The 22,861-nt window shown below is 57.0% G+C and carries 18 protein-coding genes and 1 pseudogene; 17 read left to right on the top strand and 2 right to left on the bottom strand.

Translation table 11 applies throughout. From position 1 onward, the window contains the following. Positions 1–7 precede the first annotated feature (7 nt). The 14 genes and pseudogenes from tagH to HP062_RS20220 all read left to right on the top strand — a co-directional run bounded on the left by tagH (position 8) and on the right by HP062_RS20220 (position 16,883). Positions 8–1,204: a type VI secretion system-associated FHA domain protein TagH gene (gene tagH / locus HP062_RS20280; protein WP_172791936.1), complete on the top strand. Its 1,197-nt coding sequence runs from the start codon at positions 8–10 to the stop codon at positions 1,202–1,204. Between the two features lie 5 nt (positions 1,205–1,209). After that, complete coding sequence (tssJ, locus tag HP062_RS20275; protein WP_010465266.1) at positions 1,210–1,710, top strand: type VI secretion system lipoprotein TssJ; 501 nt, start codon at positions 1,210–1,212, stop codon at positions 1,708–1,710. 2 nt (positions 1,711–1,712) lie between these two features. Beyond that, positions 1,713–3,044 (top strand): type VI secretion system baseplate subunit TssK, encoded by a 1,332-nt coding sequence (tssK, locus tag HP062_RS20270; RefSeq protein WP_077748563.1) that lies wholly within the window; start codon positions 1,713–1,715, stop codon positions 3,042–3,044. Between the two features lie 5 nt (positions 3,045–3,049). Continuing rightward, positions 3,050–3,925 carry a type IVB secretion system protein IcmH/DotU gene (gene icmH, locus HP062_RS20265; RefSeq protein ID WP_010465262.1) on the top strand — a complete coding sequence of 292 codons (876 nt, stop codon included), beginning with the start codon at positions 3,050–3,052 and terminating at the stop codon, positions 3,923–3,925. 13 nt (positions 3,926–3,938) lie between these two features. After that, on the top strand, positions 3,939–7,478 hold the full coding sequence (gene tssM, locus HP062_RS20260; RefSeq protein ID WP_172791935.1) for a type VI secretion system membrane subunit TssM: 3,540 nt from the start codon (positions 3,939–3,941) through the stop codon (positions 7,476–7,478). Next, positions 7,478–8,206, top strand: coding sequence for a PP2C family serine/threonine-protein phosphatase (locus tag HP062_RS20255; RefSeq protein ID WP_010465258.1), 729 nt, complete (start codon positions 7,478–7,480; stop codon positions 8,204–8,206). The genes tssM and HP062_RS20255 overlap by 1 nt, the downstream gene beginning before the upstream one ends. Continuing rightward, positions 8,203–9,204 (top strand): serine/threonine-protein kinase, encoded by a 1,002-nt coding sequence (locus HP062_RS20250; protein WP_077748566.1) that lies wholly within the window; start codon positions 8,203–8,205, stop codon positions 9,202–9,204. Before HP062_RS20255 ends, HP062_RS20250 begins: the two co-directional genes overlap by 4 nt. A gap of 28 nt (positions 9,205–9,232) precedes the next feature. Then, positions 9,233–11,274, top strand: a pseudogene (locus tag HP062_RS20245) (type VI secretion system tip protein VgrG). A 53-nt stretch (positions 11,275–11,327) separates the two neighbouring features. Beyond that, a complete protein-coding gene (locus HP062_RS31530) occupies positions 11,328–12,809 on the top strand; it encodes a hypothetical protein (RefSeq protein WP_372242603.1) in 1,482 nt (493 codons plus the stop codon). Next, positions 12,806–13,981 (top strand): pesticin C-terminus-like muramidase, encoded by a 1,176-nt coding sequence (locus HP062_RS31525; RefSeq protein ID WP_372242602.1) that lies wholly within the window; start codon positions 12,806–12,808, stop codon positions 13,979–13,981. The genes HP062_RS31530 and HP062_RS31525 overlap by 4 nt, the downstream gene beginning before the upstream one ends. Beyond that, entirely contained in the window at positions 13,963–14,553 is a 591-nt protein-coding gene (locus HP062_RS20235; protein WP_172791934.1) for a lysozyme inhibitor LprI family protein, read from the top strand. Before HP062_RS31525 ends, HP062_RS20235 begins: the two co-directional genes overlap by 19 nt. 210 nt (positions 14,554–14,763) lie before the next feature. Beyond that, positions 14,764–15,702, top strand: a complete 939-nt coding sequence (locus HP062_RS20230) for a lysozyme inhibitor LprI family protein (protein ID WP_256665853.1) — start codon at positions 14,764–14,766, stop codon at positions 15,700–15,702. An 84-nt stretch (positions 15,703–15,786) separates the two neighbouring features. Further along, complete coding sequence (locus HP062_RS20225; RefSeq protein WP_256580141.1) at positions 15,787–16,386, top strand: hypothetical protein; 600 nt, start codon at positions 15,787–15,789, stop codon at positions 16,384–16,386. Next, a complete protein-coding gene (locus tag HP062_RS20220) occupies positions 16,383–16,883 on the top strand; it encodes a hypothetical protein (RefSeq protein WP_306163353.1) in 501 nt (166 codons plus the stop codon). The genes HP062_RS20225 and HP062_RS20220 overlap by 4 nt, the downstream gene beginning before the upstream one ends. A 57-nt stretch (positions 16,884–16,940) precedes the next feature. Here the strand turns inward: HP062_RS20220 and HP062_RS20215 are convergent, their stop codons facing one another. Next, positions 16,941–17,324 (bottom strand): DUF6124 family protein, encoded by a 384-nt coding sequence (locus HP062_RS20215; protein ID WP_010465247.1) that lies wholly within the window; start codon positions 17,322–17,324, stop codon positions 16,941–16,943. 502 nt (positions 17,325–17,826) lie between these two features. On the opposite strand from HP062_RS20215, the gene HP062_RS20210 reads away from it, so the two are divergent. From HP062_RS20210 to HP062_RS20200, 3 genes are all read left to right on the top strand, one after another. Continuing rightward, on the top strand, positions 17,827–18,213 hold the full coding sequence (locus tag HP062_RS20210; RefSeq protein WP_083375456.1) for a helicase: 387 nt from the start codon (positions 17,827–17,829) through the stop codon (positions 18,211–18,213). Between the two features lie 150 nt (positions 18,214–18,363). After that, positions 18,364–19,716, top strand: a complete 1,353-nt coding sequence (locus HP062_RS20205; protein WP_154502237.1) for a hypothetical protein — start codon at positions 18,364–18,366, stop codon at positions 19,714–19,716. A 262-nt stretch (positions 19,717–19,978) separates the two neighbouring features. Beyond that, positions 19,979–21,343 carry a hypothetical protein gene (locus HP062_RS20200; protein ID WP_172791933.1) on the top strand — a complete coding sequence of 455 codons (1,365 nt, stop codon included), beginning with the start codon at positions 19,979–19,981 and terminating at the stop codon, positions 21,341–21,343. A gap of 96 nt (positions 21,344–21,439) precedes the next feature. On the opposite strand, the gene HP062_RS20195 is transcribed toward HP062_RS20200, so the two are convergent. After that, positions 21,440–22,840, bottom strand: a complete 1,401-nt coding sequence (locus HP062_RS20195; protein WP_077748573.1) for an aminoacyl-tRNA deacylase and HDOD domain-containing protein — start codon at positions 22,838–22,840, stop codon at positions 21,440–21,442. Between the last annotated feature and the right edge of the window lie 21 nt (positions 22,841–22,861).

Below are 22,861 nucleotides of genomic sequence, written 5' to 3'. Positions count from 1 at the left end.
TATCACCATGGAACTGGTTTTCGAAATGCTGAACACCAAGCAATTCGTGCCCACGGATTTGTGCCAGAAGACCTTCAAACAGGCCGGTGGCGTGATTGGCCGGGGCGAGGACTGCGACTGGATCATCCCTGACCGCAAGCGTCACCTGTCCAACCACCACGCGTTGATCAGCTACCGCGAAGGCACGTTTTTCCTGACCGATACCAGCAGCAACGGTATCCAGGACAGCGAGAGCGGCGCGCGCCTGCGCAAGGGCGAAGCGATGCGCATCGAGCACGGCAGCGTGTACGTGCTGGGTGATTTCGAGATCCGTGCGCGACTGGTCCGCGATCCGGCGACCTTCGACGTCGAAGTCGGCCGTCCGCAAGCGGCCGGCAGCATCATTCCAGACGATGCGTTCCTCGACCTCGACCCGCTGAACGCTCTCGATCAGCAAGAGCGCGTGTATTCGGAAATCGACGAACTGATCTCCCCGAGCACGACCATTGAGGACACCCGTCAGCGCGCCGACTACGCCCGCATCGACATGGAAAGCCTGATGGTCCCGGAGCTGATCAACGCCCCGGCAGAGCCAGCCCCTGCTCCACCGCCCAAAGCGGTCGAGCGTCAGAGCGAAGGTTTCTGGGAGCACTTCGGCGCCGCGCTGGGCGTGGACCTCAAAGGCCTCGACCACGACGCCCGCGAAGCCCTGGCGCTGAACGCTGCGCGCTTGCTCAAGCAGAGCGTCGGCGGGTTGCAGCAGAGCCTGCGCACCCGCAGCGAACTGAAAAACGAACTGCGACTGGCCCAGACCACGGTGCAAGGCACTCACAAGAACCCGCTGAAATTCGCCGTCGATGCCGGCGCCGCGCTGGGCATTTTGTTGCAGCCGAACAAGCCGGGCCAGATGCCGCCCGAGCAAGCGATCTCCCGTGCGTTCCGTGATTTGCAGGCGCATCAGGTGGCATTGCTGACCGCCAGCCGCGCCGCCGTTCGCGGCACGCTGGAACACTTCTCGCCGCAGCAACTGACCCTGCGTTTCGAGCGCGACAACAAGCCGTTGCTGGCCACATCCGGCAGCCGCTGGAGAGCCTACGGTCGTTATCACCAGGCCCTGCGCCAGGACGATGACTGGAGCGAGCGCCTGCTGGCTCGCGATTTCGCCCAGGCCTACGAAGAACAGATCCGCCTGATTTCCACCCTTCACACCGACCACCAAGGATGATGCGCATGTCTCGCTGCTCGACCGCTTTTTTCAAGACGCTGACGGCGTTCGCGGCCCTGGTGCTGCTGGCTGGCTGCTCGTCGCTGTCGCCGTATTCCCACGTCACCAAGCTCAACTTGAAGCTCACCGCCAGCGATCAGCTGAACCCGGACCTCAACGGGCGTCCGTCGCCGATCGTCGTGCGCCTGTTCGAGCTCAAGCACCCGGTGACCTTCGAGAACGCTGACTTCTTCAGCCTGTACGAGCGCGCCAAGGAATCCCTGGCCCCGGACCTGGTGGCCAGCGAAGAACTCGAACTGCGCCCGGGCGAAACCGTCGAACTCAAGCTCAGCGTGGAGGAGGGCAGCCGCTACGTCGGCATCCTCGCCGCCTACCGCGACCTGCCAGAAACCAAATGGCGCTATACGGTGCAAATCACCCCGGTGGAAGTCACCGACGCAGACCTGACCCTCGATCAGGCCGGTATTCGCAACAGCAACGAAACGCTCGCCAAGGCGGATGACTGAACATGAATTCCCATAAAGTCATTTGGCAGGAAGGCATGCTGCTGCGTCCGCAGCACTTCCAGCATAACGACCGTTATTACGAGCACCAGATGAAGACCCGCACCCAGTTGCTGGGCAGCTACACCTGGGGCTTCCTCAATCTGGAAATCGATTTGCAGTTCCTCAACATGGGCAAACTGGTGATCAGCCAGGCCTCGGGGATTCTGCCGGACGGCAGTCTGTTCGAACTCGGCGGCAACACCGAGCCGTTGGCCCTCGACGTGCCGCCGAACACTGGCAACACGCCGATCTACCTGGCACTGCCACTGGTCACCGGCAATCACATCGAGTCCCGCCGCCCGGAGCAATCCGACGTGCTGGCGCGCTATACCGCGTATGAAGCGGAAGTGGCCGACTCCAACGCCGGCGATGACTCAGCCAGCCAGGTCAGCTGTGGCCGCCCGGACTTCAAACTCTTGCTCGGTGAGCAACAGAGCGACCAGGCTTACGTGAAGCTGAAAATCTGCGACGTGCTCGACACCACGCCCGACGGCGTGATCAGCCTCGACCCGGATTTCGTGCCGACCTACATTCAGGCGCATGCCTCCAGCTACTTGCTGTCGTGCCTGAAAGAAGTGATCAGCATGCTCGGTCACCGTGGCGACACCATCGCCGAGCGCATCCGTTCCAACGGCAAGGTCGGTGGCGCGGAAGTCGGCGACTTCATGATGCTGCAACTGATCAACCGCACCGAACTGCTGCTGCGTCACTACCTCGGCCTGGAGCAGGTTCACCCGGAAGAGTTGTACCGCACGCTGCTGACCATGCTCGGCGACTTGGCAACCTTCTCCAGCGACAGTAAACGCCCGCGTCTGGACAGCCGTTACCAGCACAGCGACCAGGGCGCGAGCTTCCGCAAACTGATGGAAGCGATTCGTCAGGTGCTGTCGATGGTGCTCGAACAGCACGCCATCGAACTGGTGCTGCAAGCGCGTCAGTACGGGATCATCGTCTCGCCGTTGCACGACCATAAACTGCTGGGCTCGGCCTCGTTCGTGCTCGCCGCCAGTGCCAACTGCGACTCCGAAGAATTGCGCCACCGCTTGCCGGCGCACCTCAAGGTCGGCCCGGTGGAGCGCATCCGCCAGCTGGTCAACCTGCACCTGCCGGGGATCAAGGTCAAACCGTTGCCGGTTGCACCACGGCAGATCGCGTTCCACTCCAACAAAACCTATTTCATTCTCGAACTCAGTTCCGAAGACCTGGCACAACTCGAGCGCTCCGGCGGCTTCGCGTTCCACGTGTCCGGCGAATTTGCCGAGCTTGAACTGAAATTCTGGGCCATCAGGAACTGACCGACATGATCAAGGACATGGAACATAACCAGGACGATAAAACCGTCCTGCTCGACCGCCAGGGCCACGGCCCTGCTTCGAGTCCGCTGACAGACTTCGCTGCACCGCCGCGCTTCGAACAGCTTGAAGAACGGATGATTTATGCCGCGCGCCTGCGCCCGGCGGAATCCTTCAACATCAGCCTCAATTCGCTGGTGGCCGCGGCGTCCGATCTGTTGTCGGAAGTGGTGCGCCTCAAGCACAGCGATACCCGCGAAGACATGTACGCGCTCAACGAGCGCCTGACTGCCGGGCTGAAACTGTTTGAAGTGCGCGCCCTGCACAACGGCGCCGAAAGCAGCCAGGTGATGGCCGCGCGTTACGTGCTCTGCACCGTGGTCGACGAAGCCGTCGTGACCACGCCGTGGGGCAACGAAAGCGAGTGGTCGCAGATGAGCCTGCTCAGCAGCTTCCACAACGAAACCTTCGGTGGCGAGAAGTTCTTCCAGCTGCTCGATCGCCTGTCGAAAAACCCGGTCAAGCACCTGCCGATGCTGGAGCTGATGTACCTGTGCCTGTCCCTCGGTTTCGAAGGCAAATACCGGGTGCAAGCCCGCGGCATGCTCGAGCTCGAAGGCATCCGCGACGCCTTGTATCGCCAGATCCGTCAGTTGCGCGGCGACGTGCCTCGTGAGTTGTCGCCGCATTGGGAAGGCTTGAACGATCAGCGCCGCAGCCTGGTGCGCATCGTGCCGGCGTGGATGGTGGTGCTGTTCACCGTGGTCTGCCTGGTGGTGATGTATTCGGGTTTCGCCTGGGTATTGGGCGAGCAACGCGAAACCGTTCTGCAACCTTTTCAGCAGCTAGATCCGGCCGCGGTCCAGCCGCAGTCGCAGCCGTAAACAGGGACGTGTGATGAAAAAGTTTTTCAAGAAAGTCGGCGCATTCTTGCGCAAGACCTGGGTCTGGACCTTGCTGGTGGTGCTGTTTGTCGCGCTGCTGGTGTGGTTTGTCGGGCCGCTGCTGGCCGTTGATGACTACAAGTTCTGGGAAGGTTCGACCTCCCGCCTGCTGACCATCAGTGTGTTGTTCCTGATCTGGGGCCTGACCATGGTCTTCGTCAGCTGGCGCGCTGGCGTACGCAAAAAGGCTATCGAAGACACCGAAGACGGCCAGGATCGTATCCGCCGTGAAGAGCTGATCGACGAAGAGCAGAAAGAACTTCGCGTGCGCTTCAAGGATGCGTTGAAAACCCTGAAGACCTCGAGCCTGTATCGCGGTCGCAGCGAACGCTGGCGCAGTGACTTGCCGTGGTACTTGCTGATCGGCCCGCAGGGCAGTGGCAAGACCAGCCTGCTGGACTTCTCGGGCCTTGAGTTTCCGATCAACAAGATCGACCGCAAGCTGACCCGCGACACCCTCGGCACCCGTCATTGCGACTGGTACTTCGCCGACCACGGTGTGCTGATCGACACCGCCGGGCGTTACCTGACCCAGCCGGATGCCGAAGTCGATGGCAGTGCCTGGAGCACCTTGCTCGACCTGCTGCGCAAGCGTCGCCGCAACCGTCCGTTGAACGGCGTGCTGGTGACCATCCCGGTTGAATTGCTGCTGGGCAACACCGAACAGGACCTCGACACCCTGGCTCGCCAGGTGCGTGCGCGTCTGCAAGACGTGCATCAGAAACTGCACGTCGATGTGCCGGTTTATCTGGTGCTGAGCAAGGCGGACAAGCTGCTCGGTTTCGACGAGTTCTTCGATCAACTGACCCGCGAAGAAAGCGATCAGGTGCTCGGCACCAGCTTCCGCAAAGAGCAGAGCGGCACCGACGTCGCCGTCCTGCGCGCCGAGTTCGAAGAGCTGCTGCGTCGCCTGAACAGCCAGGTGATCATGCGCATGCACCAGGAGCGCGACACCCAGCGCCGTGGCCGCATCCTCGACTTCCCGCATCAACTGGGGCAGATCGGCGAGCGCCTTTGCCTGTTCGTCGACATGGCGTTCACCGGCAACCGCTACCAGCGTGTCAGCCAGTTGCGCGGTTTCTACCTGACCAGCGCACCGCACCTGACCCAAGAGATGGACCAGACCACCGCCGGCATCGGCGCCAGTCTGGGCATGAGCGCCGGCATGCTGCCGACCTTGCGCAGTGGCCGTTCGCGGTTCATTCACCATTTGCTCAGCCGGGTGATTTTCCCCGAGGCCGATCTGGCGGGTCTGGACAAGCGCGAACGCAGCCGCATCCATTGGGGGCAACGTGCCCTGTACGTGGGCGCACTGGCGGCACTGGCGCTGTTCGGCATGCTTTGGGCCGGCGGTTTCTCCGCCAACTACGAGCGTCTGGAAAACCTGCGCAACCTGGCGACCAACTGGACTCAGCAGCGCTCGGCCCTGACCGCGCGTGATGATTCCATGGCCGTGCTCAAGACCCTCGACACCAGCTATGCGGCGACCCAGGTCTTCCCGAAAAAAGGTGACGTGTCCTACCACGAACGTGGCGGACTGTACCAAGGTGAAGAGGTCAATCCGGTGGTCAAGGACGCCTACGAGCGTGAGCTCGAAGCGCAATTGCTGCCGAAGGTTGCGACGCTGCTGGAAGGGCAGATCCGCGCCAACATGAAGGACCGCGAACGCTTGCTCAACAGCCTGCGCGCGTACCTGATGCTGAACATGAAGGATCGTCGCGATGCGGCATGGCTCAAGGATTGGGTCGCCACTGACTGGTCCCAGCGTTACGCCGGCAACACCGCGGTGCAGAACGGTTTGAACACGCACTTCGAGCGTCTGCTCAAGCAGCCGTTTATCTACCCGCTGAACGATCAACTGGTGGCCCAAGCGCGTCAGGTATTGCGCAGCGAGTCGCTGGCCAACGTGGTTTACCGGATGCTGCGCGAGCAGGCCCGCAACCTGCCGGAATACCGTTTGAGCCAACACATCGGTCCGCAGGCTTCGCTGTTTGTCGGCACCGATTACGTGATCCCGGGGTTCTACACCCAGCAGGGTTATCAGCAGTATTTCTCGGTTCAGGGCAGCGCGCTGGTCACCGATATCCTGCGTGACAACTGGGTACTGGGCGAAGGCGCGGGTATCAGCGGCATGGACTTGCGTCGCCTGATGGTCGAATTGGAGCAATTGTACTTCCGCGACTACGCCAACTTCTGGAGTGAGGCGGTCGGCCAGGTTGCCCTGCCACCGATCAACGATGCGGGCGAGGGCGCCGAGCAACTGGCGGGCCTGACTTCGGCCAATTCCCCGGTGTTGCAACTGCTGGTGGAAGTGCGCGAGAACACCCGGTTCCCGGCAGAAGCCGAACCGGCTGAGCAAGCGGCTGAAGCCGCTGGAGCACTGGCCGATCAGAAAGGCAAATTGGGCAAGCTGGGCAAACTGGCGTCTGCCGCAGCGGACCAGGCTTCGGAGATGGCGGCGATCAAAAACCTGCCGGATACCGCGAAGAAATCCCTGCAACGCCGCTTCGAACCGTTGCACCGTCTGCTGGATGACAACAACGGCCCGGCCGCTGATTTGACCCCGGCACTGACGGCGCTCAACGACCTGCAACTGCAACTGGCGAGCCTGGCGCGTGCCAGTTCCCCGGATCAGGCCGCGTTCGAAATGGCCAAGGCTCGCATGAGCGGCCAGCGTGATGCGCTGAGCAACTTGCGCAATGCCTCGAACCGTCTGCCGCGTCCGGTCAGCGTCTGGTTCAACGTGCTGGCCGAAGACACCTGGCGTCTGGTGCTGAACGATTCCTACCAGTACCTGAACCAGCGTTATCAGAGCGAGCTGTACAGCTTCTACGGCAAGGCGATCAACAAGCGTTACCCGTTCAGCGCCCACAGCACCAGCGACGTCGCGATCAGCGATTTCCGCGAGTTCTTCAAGGCGCAGGGCATAAACGATCGCTTCTTCGAGACCTACATGCGTCCGTTCGTCAGTGGCGATCCAGGCAATTACCGTCTGCGTTCCATCGACGGTCACAGCATGCCGATCTCCAAGGTCTACCTCGACCAGATGGCCGCGGCCCAAGTGATCCGCCAGAGCTTCTTCTCGGTCAACCCGGCCGAGCCGCAAGTGCAGTTCAAACTGGAGCCGTACACCCTCGACCCGGCTGTCAGCCGTTCCGAGTTCAAGTTTGGCGACAAGACCATCGAATACCGTCACGGCCCGATCGTGCCGGTGTCCTTCAAATGGCCGACCGACGCTGAAGACGGTCGCACCAGCCTGGTCCTCGACAAAATGGCTGGCCGCCCGATCGGCATCGAGAAGAACACCGGCCCGTGGTCGCTGTTCCGTCTGTTCGACCTGATGCAGACCGAGTACCTGAACGGTCGCGACGTGATGGTCCTGAAAGCTGACGTGGGTGGCCTGCGCGCCAATTACCTGCTCAGCAGCCAGCGCACGCCGAACCCGTTCGACATGGGCGTGCTGCGCACCTTCCGTATGCCGGTGCAGCTCTGATGCTGGTTGCCAGTCCCTGGCGCAGCGCTGCGCGTACCGATCCGGGCAAGGTTCGGGCGCGCAACGAAGATGCTTTCCTCGACTGTCCACAGCAGGGGCTGTGGGTGGTCGCGGATGGCATGGGCGGTCATCAGGGTGGCGACATCGCCAGCCAGTTGATCGTCGCCAGCCTGGCGGAATTGCCGGTGCAGGACGACTTCGACGAACGACTCAAAGGCATTCGCCAGTGCCTGCACTGGTTGAATCGCCGCTTGGGTCAGGAGTTGACCGTCACCGCCGGGCGCCATGACAGCATCATGGGCAGCACCGTGGTGGCGCTGCTGGTGGAAGGCAATCGAGCGGCCTGTATCTGGGCCGGCGACAGCCGTTGCTACCTGTGGCGCGGCCAGCGTTTGTATCAGCTGTCCAAGGACCATTCGCTGCAACAGCAACTGATCGACGAGCAAAACATGAGCGTCGAGGACGCCCGTGCGCATCCATCGGCCCATGCCCTGACCCGTGCGGTCGGGGCGGCTGATGTGCTGACGCTGGACGTGCTCGAACTCGAGGTTTACCCCGGCGATACGTTTCTGTTGTGCAGCGACGGTTTGTACCAAGGACTCAGCAGCGATGCCTTGGGCAACGCCCTGAGCCTGACCGCGCCGCACGTTGCGCTGGAGCGTCTGTTCGACGGCGCCTTGCGTGGCTCGGCCCGGGACAACCTGACTGCCGTGGTGATCCGACAATGACCCAACTCATGCCGCCGCTCGACGACCTGCTGGTGACCGACGAGGAAGCCAATAACCTGACTTACTTCGCGTTCGCCAAGTCGCATAAAGCTGAGCCCGCGCTGGCGCCAACCAAGGCCAGCATCGGCGAAATGCCCGACGTGCTCGCAGGCCGTTACCGCATCGAGCGTCTGCTCGGTGCCGGCGGCATGGGCGCGGTTTACCGCGCACGGGACTTGCTGAGCGAACAGTTCGGCGATCCCGACCCTTACATCGCGCTGAAAATCCTCAGCGAAGAATTTGCCGAATCGCCGGACGCCAGCGCCTTGCTCTACAGCGAGTTCGCCCTGATCCGGCGCCTGCGCCACGACAACGTGCTGCGCTTGCACAGCTTTGAAGTGGACACCGATTGCCAGCGCGCCTTCATCACCATGGAACTCATGCGTGGGCTGACCCTGGACAAACTGCTCTGCGAGCGCCCCTTGGGCCTGCCGTGGAAAGAACTGCGCGACATCGCGCTGCCGCTGCTCGACGCGCTGGCCTACGCCCACGCTCGCGGCGTGCTGCACGGTGACATGAAACCAAGCAACGTGATGCTCAGCGAAGAAGGCGTGCGCCTGTTCGACTTCGGCCTCGGCCAGGCTGAAGAGGGCATCCTGCCTGGCTTGCCACACCTGAGCCGCGACCGCTTCAACGCCTGGACCCCGGGCTACGCCGCCCCCGAACTGCTTGAAGGTCAACCGCTGTCGGCCAGTGCAGATGTTTACGGCGTGGCCTGCGTGCTCTACGAACTGGCGGGCGGCAAACACCCGTTCCGCCGCTTGCCGTCGACCGAGGCCCGCGACGGCCACCTCGAACGCGAGCTGCACGCTCCACGGAATCTACCGAAACACTGCTGGCCAGCCCTGCGAACGGCGCTGGCTTTCGATGCGGCCAAGCGCACCATCACCGCCGCCCAACTGCGTGACGCCCTGGGCGCCACTTCGTCTTTGCTGCAACGCCTGCGACTGCGGGCGTAACGGATGACTACCGAACAGGGAGCAAGCAATGTTCAACTCCGCTAACGAAACCCACTTCAGCCTGACCGTCGAAGACTACGTGGGCGACCTGCAAGTGCTGTCGTTCACCGGCACCGAAGGCATCAGCCAGCCGTATCGCTTCGACCTCGAACTGGTCAGCGAAAACCCCGATCTGGACCTGGAAAAACTCCTGCACAAACAGGCGTTCCTGGCGTTCGATCCACAGGGCTCCGGCATCCATGGCCAGATCTACCGCGTCGCCCAAGGCGATGCCGGCAAGCGCCTGACCCGCTACAAAATCTCCCTGGTGCCGCAACTGCAATACCTGCATCACCGCACCAACCAGCGCATCTACCAGCAGATGTCCGCGCCGAAAATCATCGCGCTGATCCTCGACGAGCACGGCATCAAGGGCAACGCCTACCGCTTCCAGCTCAGCCAGCCGTGCCCGGATCGCGACTACTGCGTGCAGTACGACGAAACCGACCTGCACTTCGTCCAGCGCCTGTGCGAAGAGGAAGGTATTCACTACCACTTCCAGCACAGCGACAAAGGCCATCTGCTGGTCTTCGGCGACGACCAGACCGTATTTCCGAAGCTCGGCCAGCCAACCGCGTATGTGCAAGGCAGCGGCATGGTCGCCGACGAGCCCGTCATCAAAGGCTTCAAACTGCGCCTCGAAACCCGCACCGGCCGCGTCACGCGCCGCGACTACGATTTCGAAAAACCACGGCTGCAACTCGAAGCCGCCTACAAACCCGACGGCGAAAGCACCGAACCGGATCTGGAAGATTACGACTACCCTGGCCGCTTCCTCGACCGCGCGCGCGGCAAATTTCTCAGCCAACGCGCCCTCGAACGCCACCGCGCCGACTACCAGCAAGCCGAAGGCCACGGCGACCAGACCAGGCTGATCAGCGGCCACTTCCTGGAAATGTCCGACCACCCGCGCACCGAGTGGAACGACCTCTGGTTGCTCACCGAAATCGTCCACGAAGGCAAACAACCGCAAGTCCTCGAAGAGTCCGTGACCAGCGACACCACCGACAACAAAGATGACTTCCACCAGGGCTACCGCAACCGCTTCCTCGCCACCCCATGGAACGTCTTCTACCGCCCCGCGCTGGAACACCCGAAACCCCGCGTCCTCGGCAGCCAGACCGCCATGGTCACAGGGCCCAAAGGCGAAGAAATTCACTGCGATCAGTACGGCCGCATCAAAGTGCAATTCCACTGGGACCGCGAAGGCCAGGCCGACGACAAAACCAGTTGCTGGATGCGCGTGTCTTCCAGTTGGGCCGGGGATCGCTACGGTGCCATCGTGATCCCGCGCATCGGCATGGAAGTGCTCGTCACCTTCCTCGAAGGCGACCCCGACCAACCGCTGGTGACCGGTTGCCTGTACCACAAGGAAAATCAGGTCCCCTACGAATTGCCGGCCAATAAAACCCGCACCGTCTTCAAAACCCTCAGCTCTCCGGGGGGCGGTGGGTTCAACGAGTTGCGGATCGAAGACAAGAAAGGGGCCGAGCAGATCTTCATCCATGCGCAGCGGGATTGGGATGAAAACATTGAGCATGATCAGAAAATCCGCGTCGGTAACGAACGCCACGATACGGTGGTCAAGAACACCTACACCGAACTGAAAGCCGAAGAACACCGCACCACCATCGCCGACCGCAAGGTTGAAGCGCGGCTGGATGATCACCTGACGATTGGGCAGAACCAGCACGTGAAGCTCGGGACTGCGCAGCTGACGAGTGTCGGGAAAGAGATTCATCTGAAGGCTGGGGCGAAGATTGTTATCGAGGCTGGCAGCGAACTCACCATTTTGGGGGAGGGAGCTTTATCAAGCTGGATGCCGGCGGGGTGACGGTTGTTGGGCCGGTGGTGAAGATTAATGCGGGTGGTTCGGCGGGGAGTGGGACAGGGATTGGGATTAAACCGCCGGTGTTGCCGGGGGCTGCGGATAAGGATAAGGCGGGGAGTTTGATGGATCAGGCGTTGGGGAATGCGCCTGAGGAACAGATCAAACGCAAACCAAAACGAATGCTTAATTTTTCCGGCTAATAGACACCGACGGCAATCCAAGCCACCAGGGATCAGAATTCAGGTAATTGGTAATGACTGAGACAACAACAAGCAAAGTAGAGAAATGGGCGTATCCGCTGAAAGTAGGGACCGTAGAAGCGACGGACCCGCAGCAGTTCTATAAGGCACTGGCGAAGGCCAAGGATGGTTACTACCCGTTAGGTGCTAACGGTCTTTGGCACGGCGGTGTTCACTTTGATGAGGACACTGGATTGGTGAAGGATCTGACGGAAGTCAGATGCATTGCTGATGGTGAGGTTGTGGCTTATCGGATTGATGAGGCTTATCCGAAATCTGATTTCGGGTCGTCGCACTCGGTATTTTCAACTGGCTTTGTGTTGGTTAAGCATCGTCTCGAGGTTCCTGCTCCTCCTGCGCCAGCACCTGCTCCTGGCGTGCAACCAGCAGCAGCGGCCCCGCAGCCCAGCCTGACCTTTTTCAGTCTTTATATGCATTTGCTAGATTGGCAGACATACAACGAAACCCCTGCCTTGGGCCGACCGGCCTTCTGGAGCGGTGGTACATGGCAGGTTAAATCAACTGCGAAAGACGAAATCCTTGGCCTGAGGGTTCGTCAGGAGCAGAAGGGTAAACCTGGCTATGGCACTGTATTGGCCGTATTGCCCCGAGGCACTATTGTAGAAACAGGCGAAGAGGATCATGGGTGGCTCAAGGTGGTGAGTGTCACACCCGCTGATGCAAGCCTTCCGCCGGGAACCGGTTGGGTCTTCAAAAAAGAAATGACAGCGGGTACTACACCCAATAGTTACGTCATCGGTAGTGCTGCAAAAGACGCTATGACGCCGCCTCAAAAAGGCCTCGCCGTGCATGCTGCGGCCAACCAATCGAGTGCTACAACATCCATTTTGCCGATTGGAACTCAAGTGAAGATCGGCAATGACGGAACAAGCGGAAAATATCAGAAGCTATTGGAAATCGTCAGTGGAAATCCCCGTCCTGCGTTGACCGCAGCCAACGGCGTGCTTGGTTATATCTGGGAAGGGCTTCTTGAGACCAAAAGTGAGCCAGCAGAAAAAAATGCGGTCCATGTCCTGGAACGCCCATTCCCTGTAAAAGCTGGGAGTCTGATTGGTCATGTAGGGAAGTATCAGAACCACTCTGATCCTGCTCCCAAGAACCTGTTGCATCTGGAAGTTTTCAGCTGCGAGGACGTCAAGGTATTTACAGAGTTGAGCAAGCCCAAGGCTGCTAGCTTGCCGGCAAAGGAAAAGACACTGCTTAAGATTCCAAAAGACAGCCCGTTGATTACTCACGTACAAGGCATGAGCGCAACGAACCCACCTAAAGTGACCGATGCACACAAAAAGGTTGGTTTTGACTATTTGGTTCCTGTCGGAGTCCTTGAAGCATTGCCTGCCGACAAGAAAATCAAAGTACCTATTGTTATGGGGGGACCACGACCTACACGTTTTGGTGGCGTCTGGATGGACTACTCGGAGATGCGGAGGGCAACGAAATCAACGGCTGGTTTGCGGAGCCGGATATCACGTTGACACGTCATTCGCCGTTTGAGTGGGAAGGTTTCAGTTTTATCGAGGAAACCGTCAGTAATGAAGATCATCTGGCTGCATTCCTGCACGCACAGGAAAGTTTAAGTGAAGAAGAGCGCGCGACTTACCTACCGAATGTCGGGACCGCTAACGACGGACCTGCGAAACAACGGTTGTATAAAATACTCGATAAAAATGGCGATAAAAAACTTAATCTTTCTGAAATAAAAGAAGCATTAGGTAAGCCTTGGTTTTCTCAAGCCATCTCTCAGATGGTTACTCGTTATGAGAGTGAGTGGCAGTTCAAAAAAGATAAGTGGGATGCCCTCGATGAACTGATGGGGCACAGCGAATCAGACCCGCATAAGGGGTGGCTTGAGGAAAAGGCGCGGATTGAGCGTTTGAGTTGGTGGGATAAACTAGTAGGAGTAAGCGGAATCACCAGTGCCGCGAGCGTACAACATATTAACCCAATTGGATTATTAGGGAATTTCCAGTCTGGATGTCCTGAAAAATGTAAGTCGGAAGTGTACACATTAGAGACAACGGTCGGGCCCTATGTGGTGTCCAAGAAGCTATTTGAATTTCTCTTGGCGACTGAGGCATATAGGGAGCATCCGTACGCTCTGACCGATAATAATAGTGGTGTGACTATCGGGTATGGCTATGATCTTGGACAGCAAACTGCTGCAATGGTAGACGCTGAGCTTAAAGATCTATACACAGAAAATGAAATAGAAAGCTTGAAGGGTGCATTGGGTAAAAAAGGCCAAGATGCAAGAGACTTTGTTCACAATGTAAGTTCTATATCGATAAGCAAAGATAATGCGCTGAAGTTAGCGGTTATCATGAAGAGAAGATATGCTCAACAGGTTGTTAATGTGTACCCTAAAGCCATAAATTTGCATCCCGACTGTCAGGGGGTATTGCTCTCTCTCATCGTAAATAGAGGTAACGCGTTAAGCGGGAGCACTCCAGCAAAAGCGGCGGCTCGACTGGAGATGAAGCAGATAAAAGAAGATTTCGATAGCGACAATCCTGAGTTAATACCTTCGCGACTTCGAAGTATGAAGAGGCTTTGGGAAAATGATTCTCAAACAGTTGGGGTGGCGACGAGGCGTGAAAAAGAAGCGGTCTACTTTGAGGAGGCATTAAAATGCAGTTGCTGGAAGTAATTAATAAGACATTTGTTGCTGTCTCCATTTTCTCCGTCTCAATGGGTTTTGCGTTGGCGGATACTAAGTGTAATTCTGCGAATTTAACGAATCCTGACATTATTATCTGTTCCCAGGCAGCTTTTGCCAAAGTTGATAAGGTGCTTAATGAGCAGTATAAGGCACTATCATCCGAACTAGATCCATCGTTAAGGCCTGAATTGCTAGCTGCTCAGAAAAGCTGGATTAAGTTGAAAGAAGGTTACTGCAAGGATGAGGGGGGTGGAGCTGCAGAGTCTCCTATAGACAGTCTTTCCTGTATAAAACAGTTTACGAGCTTTCGGTTGAGTGAACTCGTGTATCTCCGCACTGGTGTTATTGGAGATGGCTTTTATAAAGCGGTCTCAGTGGTTAATGAGAAAGCTACCGCGATGAATTATCCTAAGGCTATTGAGTTCGTGGGCGGAGATGCAGACTTTGGAGCGTCTTGGAAAGAGTATGCTGAAAAAAATTGCGCCATGACCCAAAAATTATATGGAGAGCCCCATGAGAGATGCTTGGCAAGAATGCGATTTCAGATGCCAATCTACTAGTTGAATATTAGAGGCCTAGATTCGATAGGCTTGTTTAAAAAACAATGAGGTAAATTTATTTAAAATAGGTTAGCGGTCGATAAATAAAGTTGCCACTTTTTTACGGTCATCTTTTTGTGCCGTCAAAAAAGAAAGGGGACGGACCTATTTGTAAAGTAGGTTTAGTTTTCGATAAATAAATCTGTCCCGTTTTACTTGCGTTTTACTTGGATGGCACCGGTATTTGCGGAGGTAACCACATTCAGCCCAACCAAAAACGTCGAAGCGACGCTCGTGCTGGAAGGTTCCATGTTAACGGTCGCTGTTAAAAGCGATGAGTGCCACCGGCAAGATACAAAAAATTCCACAGCGAGTCGTCGAGTGATCCGTAAATCAGGGACTGAAAAATTGAACATGTTTATCCGGCTTGTCGCGTTGTCCTTGGGACTTCTGTCCGCTTCATTCACGTTCGCTGACGATAATTGCAGAGTGATCTCTTCAAGTGCGCAAGTCGATCAATGCGCCGAAACCGCTCGCAAAGACGCCGACGCGAAACTCAATGCCAGCTACAAAAAACTGATGGCGCGATTTGAGGCTCAGCAAAAGCGTGATACGGAACAAGGGAAAGCGTTCATGGCTATTGCCAGAGATTCCCAGCGGGCCTGGATCAAGTTGCGAGACACCACTTGCCCGCTTGAAGCCATGGATATCGAGCCTGGTACAGCGGCGCATGCCACGACGATCAATAACTGCATTACCAGAATGAGTTTGGAGCGTGCCGTTTATCTGGACGGGATCGTGACGGATAGGTCGGGCGACTTGCTCGATCTTAACAAGGTGTTTACGGCGGGCTCACAACGCTACGGTGATGTTGTGGCTCGCTATGTGACTACCTTCGGCAGCGTTTGCCTCAACGCCCAGATCCTTGCGCCTGACGGCGGCTGGAGAGTACTGTCATCTGCGCGGTTCTGCAGCTTTGACGGCAAATCGTTTTGGGATGGTTATTCCTATGCCGGGTTCGAAAACCTTGAGTTTCATGCGGACGGGTTGCACGTGACGCTCAGCTTGTCGGAACTTCGTGGCAATGGTGAGGAGCGTCGTGCCTGTGTAATTCCGATTCAGGACTCGCAAATCAAAGAGCTGAAATGCGGCCCGCCTGAATCCATGTAAGTACAAGCAAAGATATTAATTGTTCGATTCGTGTATCACCAAGGAAGGTAGCTGAAATTGGAAAGGCTTTTAAGGTATGTCTGCGTGCTCGGACTCATGGTTGGCTTACCAACTCAACCGGCATCGGCAAGCGACCCGCAAACCATTGGTGAGCTGCATCCGCCTGTAGTGGCATCCGTGGGCGATCAAAAGATCATGGTGTACTTTTTTAAGAACAATCTGAAAGATCAGGCGACACACGTTCATGTTCCTGACGCCGAAATTTTCTACTCACCAGTAAACGCAACGAAGCCAACGCTGAACTATGTGTGGAAGCTGGAAGATGAGCAGGTTGTGTCGGTGTTTTTCTTCGAGCGAAAGACCCCGGAGCGGGCGGGGAAATCCATGTTTGTGCTGGGGAAAAGCAAAGAGTCGTACATTAGCTTCGAGGGCTTTTCCTATTCAGTATTAGAGCTGCCGCTCATTAAAAACGGCGACCAGTTGTCTTTGAAGTTTTTTCGCGGTGATCCGTCAGATCCTGAATTGCAGAACTGTCGCGACGGTAGAGATCTGGAGAAGGGGGTAGACGTGGTATGCGCTTACAAGGACGCGGCGAGTATTAAAAAGCGTTTGGCAGCACTTGATGGAAAGGCTGTTGCAGATCAAAAGCGGGAGCCCGGTCGTCGCATTGGTATTCAACAGTGACCACGGTAGTTCAGAGGCTTTCGGTCGTAACGCTGACGGACAACACCGCTAAAGGAATGATCGATTTGAAATCTTTGTCTGTGTTTTTTATTGCGTTGTTGCTCCTCTGCCCGATGGCGGCTTACAGCGAAGTCACAACTGAGGTTTCTTGTTTTCGTTCGCTAGAAGGCAAAAACATCAATTTCGAATTCAGAACCTATTACGACTCGGTCATCAAATGGGGAGGCGCCGGGGTTAGGTATAGCAAGTCGAAGAAGGCCATTCCTCTCGTCTATCGGAACACTGAGGAAGAAGTCATGACGGAGGACGGGCCGTATCAGTTCACGACGACTTGGGTGGAGGTTTCTGACGGTGTGCTGACGGGGGAGTATGAAAGGGCAACTCAGGGGGCTCGGGTAAACTCGATGTACTACACGAATTACAAATCCGGTAAGAAGTATTCGTTCGATCAAGATATCAGCATGGAGGCGTCACCAGAGGCAGGCTGTCAGTGGTGAGTCGAGATCATCAAGAAAGGGGACTCAACGTCCCCTTTTTTTTATCCCGTGGCTCCGTTACACCTTCGCCCGATGCTCCGCCGGATTCGGCGAATCAATGTGATCCAGCGCTCGCTCCACCAACAACCGGACCCCATCCGCCAATCTGCTAAGCGCTAAAGCTAAGGAGCGACGTGCTCCGTCCACGTCGTCGGCCAGGTTGGCGGCGATGGCGCTGATGGACAGCAGGTCTTCCGAGGCGTTGGCCAGGAGAGCTTCGGTATCGATGTCGGGGGAGACGGTGAAGAGGTTGCCTTTGCGAGGCTTGGGTTTATCACCGGGTGGTGGGGCGAAATGGTGGTTGAGCGCGCGTTCGGCGGCTTCGTGGAGTTTCTTCGAATCGAGAGATTCGTAGGGGGAGGTGGCTTCGTTTTGTGGTGGATTGGGTGTTGGCTTGATCATTAGTAATTTCCGATATGTGTTTTAGATGTAGCTGTCTCCTCTTCGCTTGCATTCGAATAAGGGTGGCAGCCGTGCGCAGGTGTGCAAGACCGGGCATATCGGACCCCGGCAGACCCCAAAGGGACCTCCCACGCACAGCCGCCATGAAGCATTTACATCGAGCAGAAAGACGCTTGATGTTCGGTTTGGCGACCGTGCGGCGATATGTACCGGACTTGCACGTCCGTGTCACCGATTTTGCGGTAACGAACAAAGACTATCGGCGAAGCCAAAGGCTGCCTAGTTCACGAACAGCACCACGTATTGAAGGAAAAATCCGATGGAGTCGAGCGTAGAAAGCTCAAAATTTCCACGCTTTTAAACACCCTCGTTTCGTCAATGACTTGGTAGTCATCAGCGTCAAAAACCACGGCATCTTCTTCTATCGCTGCACAACAGTGGCGTTCTCGCTTGAAGCCGCTACACTGCGCCGGCCGTTCACTTTTCTCTTGAGGCTGTGCGCATGAAATTTCGTTTTCTACTGTGGATGCTGGGTTTGTTGATGGGTAAGGCCAGTCGGACTAATCCTGCGTTTCAGCAGCAGTTGGGTGACAAGGAATTGGTGTTCCAGCTACAGACCCTGGACGGGAAGGTGGCGCGGCATTTCTTTGTGAAGGATCAGCGCATTACCAGCAAGTCGGGCGTGTATGCCGAGCCGGCGTTTGCGATTGCCTTTAAAGACGCGGCGTATGGATTTGCCACGATGCAGGCGAAGAACAAGCAGTTGGCGTTTATGACGGGGATTCAGGACAAGTCGATTCAGATCAAGGGCAATCCGGCGTTGGTGATCTGGTTTCAGGGGTTGACCAAGTATTTGAAGCCGAAGAAGAAGCCTGCTGCTGTTCGTTGATAAATCCAGTGCTGGCTCACGCTGTCATCATTTAGGCTCAAGAGGACAATAGAACTGTCAGTTTTTACAGGCGCGATAGGGTGACCGTGAATGCTCTACTCGGGGAGGGAGGTCCATAGCGGACTCCACTCACCTTGATGGAGCAAGATCATGATCCAGCTGAAACCAGCCAACTCAGGAAGCCTCGATCCGACATTTAACGGTTCTGGTGTTTTGGACTTTCCGCTCTCTGAAGTGTACGGATTCCCCGATGCGGTTCTCCCATTGGATGACAACAAAACGCTTGTTGCCATGAGGCCTACAGCATTCAACGTTCCGGTCATAGTTGCGCGGCTGAATGAAGACGGGACGCTGGATCGCTCATTTGGCACTGCGCAGCGTGGCTTTGTTGAAGTGCCTTTCGAAGATAGTGACATCTATGTATTCGGGCTCACGCCTCTGGCTAATGGTGGGTGGCTGATCGTTGGCCAATACATATCGTTCAGCGGTGGCGGTTTGCTCATCGTGCGGCAGTTTCAGGATGGCCGACTGGATACGTCCTTGAATGGCGATGGAAAACTCTTCATTCCTTATGATGATTTGGGTAGTCCCCAGCACAGTGGGGTGACGCTGGAGGTTGCTGGCCGCCATGGCGAAAAGACGTCGGCAGGACGCTCCCGGGTCTCTGGCAACAGCGGAGTCTCTGTGGTTGAGCAGTCGGATGGCAAGATCGTGCTGGTCAGTTCCGTTATCAACACTTCCGGAAAACCGAAGGGAATTGTGCTGCGGCGTAATTCAGACGGCTCGCCCGATCTGACGTTTGCCGGGACTGGCTTCGCGATTGTCGAACTCCCAGGTGTCGAGCATGAATGGAGCGGTGCCGAAGGTGTTGCGGTTCAGGCGGACGGCCAGATATTGGTGACTGGCATGTACGTGAAACAGGACGAATCCATGGGAGCCTTCGTAACTTGCTTCAACTCACAGGGACAAGTAGACCGCACGTTTAATGGCGGCCTTGCGGTGACCATTCCGAGTCCTCGCTGGATGATGTTGAGCGCCATCACGGTTAGAGAAAGTGACGGCAGGATTGTTGCGGTGGGGAATTCGCGAGAGAAGGACGTTCAGAACGGGGTGATCGTCGTTTTAAACAAGAGTGGGTCCTACAATCTTCCTTTTAACAACGGACGGGCCCTTTTTTCTGAGTTGGTGCCGCAGGGGCAGGATTGGGCGCGCTGTGCGTTGCACGCTAATGGATCAATCAGTGTCACCGGAAGCACCGGGCAAGGCTTCGTCTCTGAGGAGATGGCAGTGGTGACGGCGCGTTATCTTTCTGACGGCTCATTGGACATGACATTCAATGCCGGTAAAGGCTTTGCTGTTTTTGACGGTGAGAAAGGGTTTGAGCACGCTTTGGACATGGCATTAATGGCTGATGGACGCATTGTTATTTGCGGAAGCTTGTGGGGAGACGGTGAACCTTTGCCGAGCTTTAAGGGCGGATGGATGTTGCGCTATCTGGCTTGATTCACTCAGATAGACCGAGTTGGATTCTTCGCGGGCAAGCCTCGCTCCTACAGGGATTGCGTGAATCCTGTGGGAGTGGGCTTGCCCGTGGTGCTTTTAGGCTTGGCTGAATTGCGAAACATTGGCTCCGTGCGACATAAGAGTGTCTCTCAAAGACAGCAATGCTGTTATTTATGACAGGTGTTTGAGGGTGCCACTGACTGCTCTACTGATGTGAGAAGTCCATTAAGGACCTTCACTCAAATCTTGGTAGGGCAAAATCATGAATCAGCGACAAGTAAAGAAAAGCGCGGGGAGTCTAGACCCGGAGTTTGGTGATCAAGGTTCAATAACTGTGCCGATTGGCACTACCGGGGCCATTTCGTCGGCCATTCTCGCACTACCTGAGGGCAAGTTGCTTATTGCCGTCGAACCATACGTGGGAGAGCGCTCGTTTACAGTAGCGCGTCTAAATGAGAATGGAGCGCTTGACACTACATTTGGCGTTGAACAAAACGGCGTGGTGCGCGTGATCTTCGAGGATACCTATGTGTATCCCATATTCGGGCTCATTCCTTTATCTGATGGGGGATGGGTGACTTACGGCCAATACACCTCAAAAAATTCTGACGGATTGGCGTTTGTACGGCAGCGCCAGGATGGCACTCTGGAAGAGTCGTTCGGTGTTCGCGGTGGGCGTTTCATTCCCTACAACGAAATTGGCAATCCCGAGCAGTTGAGGGTGAAGGCGGATATTTTGCATCGGGATGGCGAGAAGGGGGCCGAAGTGGAACCTGAGCGGGCGGGCAATTCCGGCTACTCCGCAGTTGCACAGTCAAACGGTAAAATCTTCTTTACTGCTAGCATTTCGCCTGGCCCCGGTATTTCGAAAGGGCTTGTACTAAGACTTAATTCAGACGGCACTACCGATAAAACTTTTAATGGTGTTGGCTCTGCAATCGTTGAGCTTCCAGGCGTGGTGCATAATCGGAATCAGGTCGACGCTATTGCCGTGCAGGTAGATGGAAAAGTATTGGTCTCTGGTTATTACACCAATGATTCGGATAACTCCAGAGGCGGGTATGTCATGCGGTTCGACGCCGAGGGTCAGGTGGATGCCAGCTTTAATGAAGGTGTTCCGGTAACCATTTCTGATCCCGCTTATCGATTGTTTTTTATGAATGCAATCTCTGTTAGAGAAAGTGATGGCGGGATCGTTGCGGTTGGTGATGTGCGGCGTGGCAGTTTGCGATACGGGATGATCGTCGTCCTGAACTCCAGCGGATCTTTCAATCGGGTCTTTAACAGGGGAATGCCGTTATATTCGGACATGCTGCCTGAAGGTCTGGCTTGGAAGCGATGTTCCTGGCAGGCAAACGGAGCGATTGTAGTCGCCGGCAGCCGCGGTGATGGCTTTGTCGGGGAGCAATTGGTAGGGGTGACTGCGCGGTATCTCTCTGACGGCATCCTGGATCCGACGTTTAATCTTCGGGGCTGGGTCGTTTTCGACCTTGAGTATGTTTATGAATCCGTAAAGGACATGGCGATCATGGCGGATGGCCGAATCGTACTGTGTGGCCACCTTTGGCGCGACTCCACCCCGTGGCATAAGCGTTTTGGCGGGTTTGTTGCGCGCTACTTGGTTTGAGAAGCTCAGATAGACCGAGTTGGATTCTTCGCGGGCAAGCCTCGCTCCTACAGGGATTGCGTGAATCCTGTGGGAGTGGGCTTGCCCGCGATGCTTTTAGGCTTGGCTGAATTGCGAAGCCAGTTCGCGCAGCAGGACTTCGGCTTCGAGGACTTTGCTGACGACGTCGTTGGCTTTGTCGCGAGTCAGGCCTACGCGTTCCAGCAATGCGTCGGGGATGTCTTCGTCCGGACCGGAGCCGATGCCGCGGCTGCGCAGCAGGCGTACGGCCAGGCAGACGAGGTTCGGGTATTCAGCGTAGGCACCGTCGTAGCTTGGGTCGTGCTGGAAGCGCAACGCAGTGGCGAGTTCGTCGGGCATGTCCCAGTAGCGCATCAGCCACGAACCAATTTGTTCGCGGCTGATGCCGAGCAGGTGTTGCTCGACGTAGCTGTGGCACAGGTGCGGGTTGACTTCCAGGTGACGGCAGATCAGCGAGAAGTGCGGCGGGAACACGTGGGCCAGCAGCAGGTAGCCGAAGTTGTGCAGCAGGCCGGCGAGGTAGGTCAGGCCGGCTTCCGGGCGCTGGGCGCGGGGCATGGCGCGGGTCAGGCCTTCGATGACGGCGGCGGTGTAGATCGATTGCTGCCAGTACGGCGTGGTGTGTTGCGGGTGGTCTTTGGGCAGGCTCAGGGTTTTGCCCAGGGCCAGGCCCAGCGCCAGGTTGATCACCAGGTCGAAACCCAGCACGCGCACGATCGCGTCTTCCACTGAACGAATTTTGCCCGGCGAGGCGTAGTACGGCGACGCGGCCCAGCTGACGACTTGGGCGGCCAGCGCCGGGTCGGTTTCGACCACGCCGGTGATGTCGTCGATGGTGGCGTTGGGGTCGACACGCAGCTTGATGATTTTCTGCGCGGTCTCGGCCAGCGGCGGAATCTCGATGGTGGCTTCCAGGCGTTGCTGGATGCGTCGTGCGGTAAACGCCTGGACGGCCTGGGTGATTTCCTCGCGGTCATCGTCGGGGCGGTCGAGGTTGGGGCGGATGCTGGTCAGGTTCTCGCCGAAGTTGGCGGCGCTGGCCTTGGTCAGCATGCTTTTGAAATCTTCGCTGGTGATTTCCAGCAGCAGGCCCGGCTCGCCCGAGTTGATCAGCAACTTCGGTTCGCGCAGCAGGCTTTCTTCGTACAGGCACGGCGAACTGGTCAGCGCCGGCAGGCCAGGCAGCAGGCTCAGGTTGTGCTTGCCGAGCATTTTCACCAAGCGTTCGGTGGGCACTGCGGTGAGGCGGCGACCGGTCAATTCGGCGAGGCGATTGAGGTCAAGCAACTGGCTTTGCGGGAACAGCACCATCAAGGCGCCGACGGCGTCGTCCACCAGAACCGCCTGCACTTTGCGCGAGGCGTTGAGGCCGTGATGATCGAGGACTTCTTCGTAGGCAATGCCCAATTTGCCCAGCAGCAACCGAATAACAGACGGAGCGTGCAGGGGTTCCGGGGCGAGGGCAGCTTCAGTCATGGTCTGTATCCGTATTCAAAC

Origin of the sequence: Pseudomonas sp. B14-6 (genome assembly GCF_013260315.1) — a bacterium.
Classification (GTDB): domain Bacteria; phylum Pseudomonadota; class Gammaproteobacteria; order Pseudomonadales; family Pseudomonadaceae; genus Aquipseudomonas; species Aquipseudomonas mandelii.
The sequence above is the reverse complement of the archived record's forward strand: the minus strand, read 5'-3'. Positions and strand labels throughout refer to the sequence as shown.

Coding starts and splice junctions, on each gene's coding strand:
- HP062_RS31530 (WP_372242603.1), top strand. CDS start 11,328: ATGACTGAGACAACAACAAGCAAAGTAGAGAAATGGGCGTATCCGCTG.
- HP062_RS20205 (WP_154502237.1), top strand. CDS start 18,364: ATGATCCAGCTGAAACCAGCCAACTCAGGAAGCCTCGATCCGACATTT.
- tssM (WP_172791935.1), top strand. CDS start 3,939: ATGAAAAAGTTTTTCAAGAAAGTCGGCGCATTCTTGCGCAAGACCTGG.
- icmH (WP_010465262.1), top strand. CDS start 3,050: ATGATCAAGGACATGGAACATAACCAGGACGATAAAACCGTCCTGCTC.
- HP062_RS20250 (WP_077748566.1), top strand. CDS start 8,203: ATGACCCAACTCATGCCGCCGCTCGACGACCTGCTGGTGACCGACGAG.
- HP062_RS20200 (WP_172791933.1), top strand. CDS start 19,979: ATGAATCAGCGACAAGTAAAGAAAAGCGCGGGGAGTCTAGACCCGGAG.
- tagH (WP_172791936.1), top strand. CDS start 8: ATGGAACTGGTTTTCGAAATGCTGAACACCAAGCAATTCGTGCCCACG.
- HP062_RS20215 (WP_010465247.1), bottom strand. CDS start 17,324: ATGATCAAGCCAACACCCAATCCACCACAAAACGAAGCCACCTCCCCC.
- tssK (WP_077748563.1), top strand. CDS start 1,713: ATGAATTCCCATAAAGTCATTTGGCAGGAAGGCATGCTGCTGCGTCCG.
- HP062_RS20210 (WP_083375456.1), top strand. CDS start 17,827: ATGAAATTTCGTTTTCTACTGTGGATGCTGGGTTTGTTGATGGGTAAG.
- HP062_RS20195 (WP_077748573.1), bottom strand. CDS start 22,840: ATGACTGAAGCTGCCCTCGCCCCGGAACCCCTGCACGCTCCGTCTGTT.
- tssJ (WP_010465266.1), top strand. CDS start 1,210: ATGTCTCGCTGCTCGACCGCTTTTTTCAAGACGCTGACGGCGTTCGCG.
- HP062_RS20255 (WP_010465258.1), top strand. CDS start 7,478: ATGCTGGTTGCCAGTCCCTGGCGCAGCGCTGCGCGTACCGATCCGGGC.
- HP062_RS20235 (WP_172791934.1), top strand. CDS start 13,963: ATGCAGTTGCTGGAAGTAATTAATAAGACATTTGTTGCTGTCTCCATT.
- HP062_RS20230 (WP_256665853.1), top strand. CDS start 14,764: ATGGCACCGGTATTTGCGGAGGTAACCACATTCAGCCCAACCAAAAAC.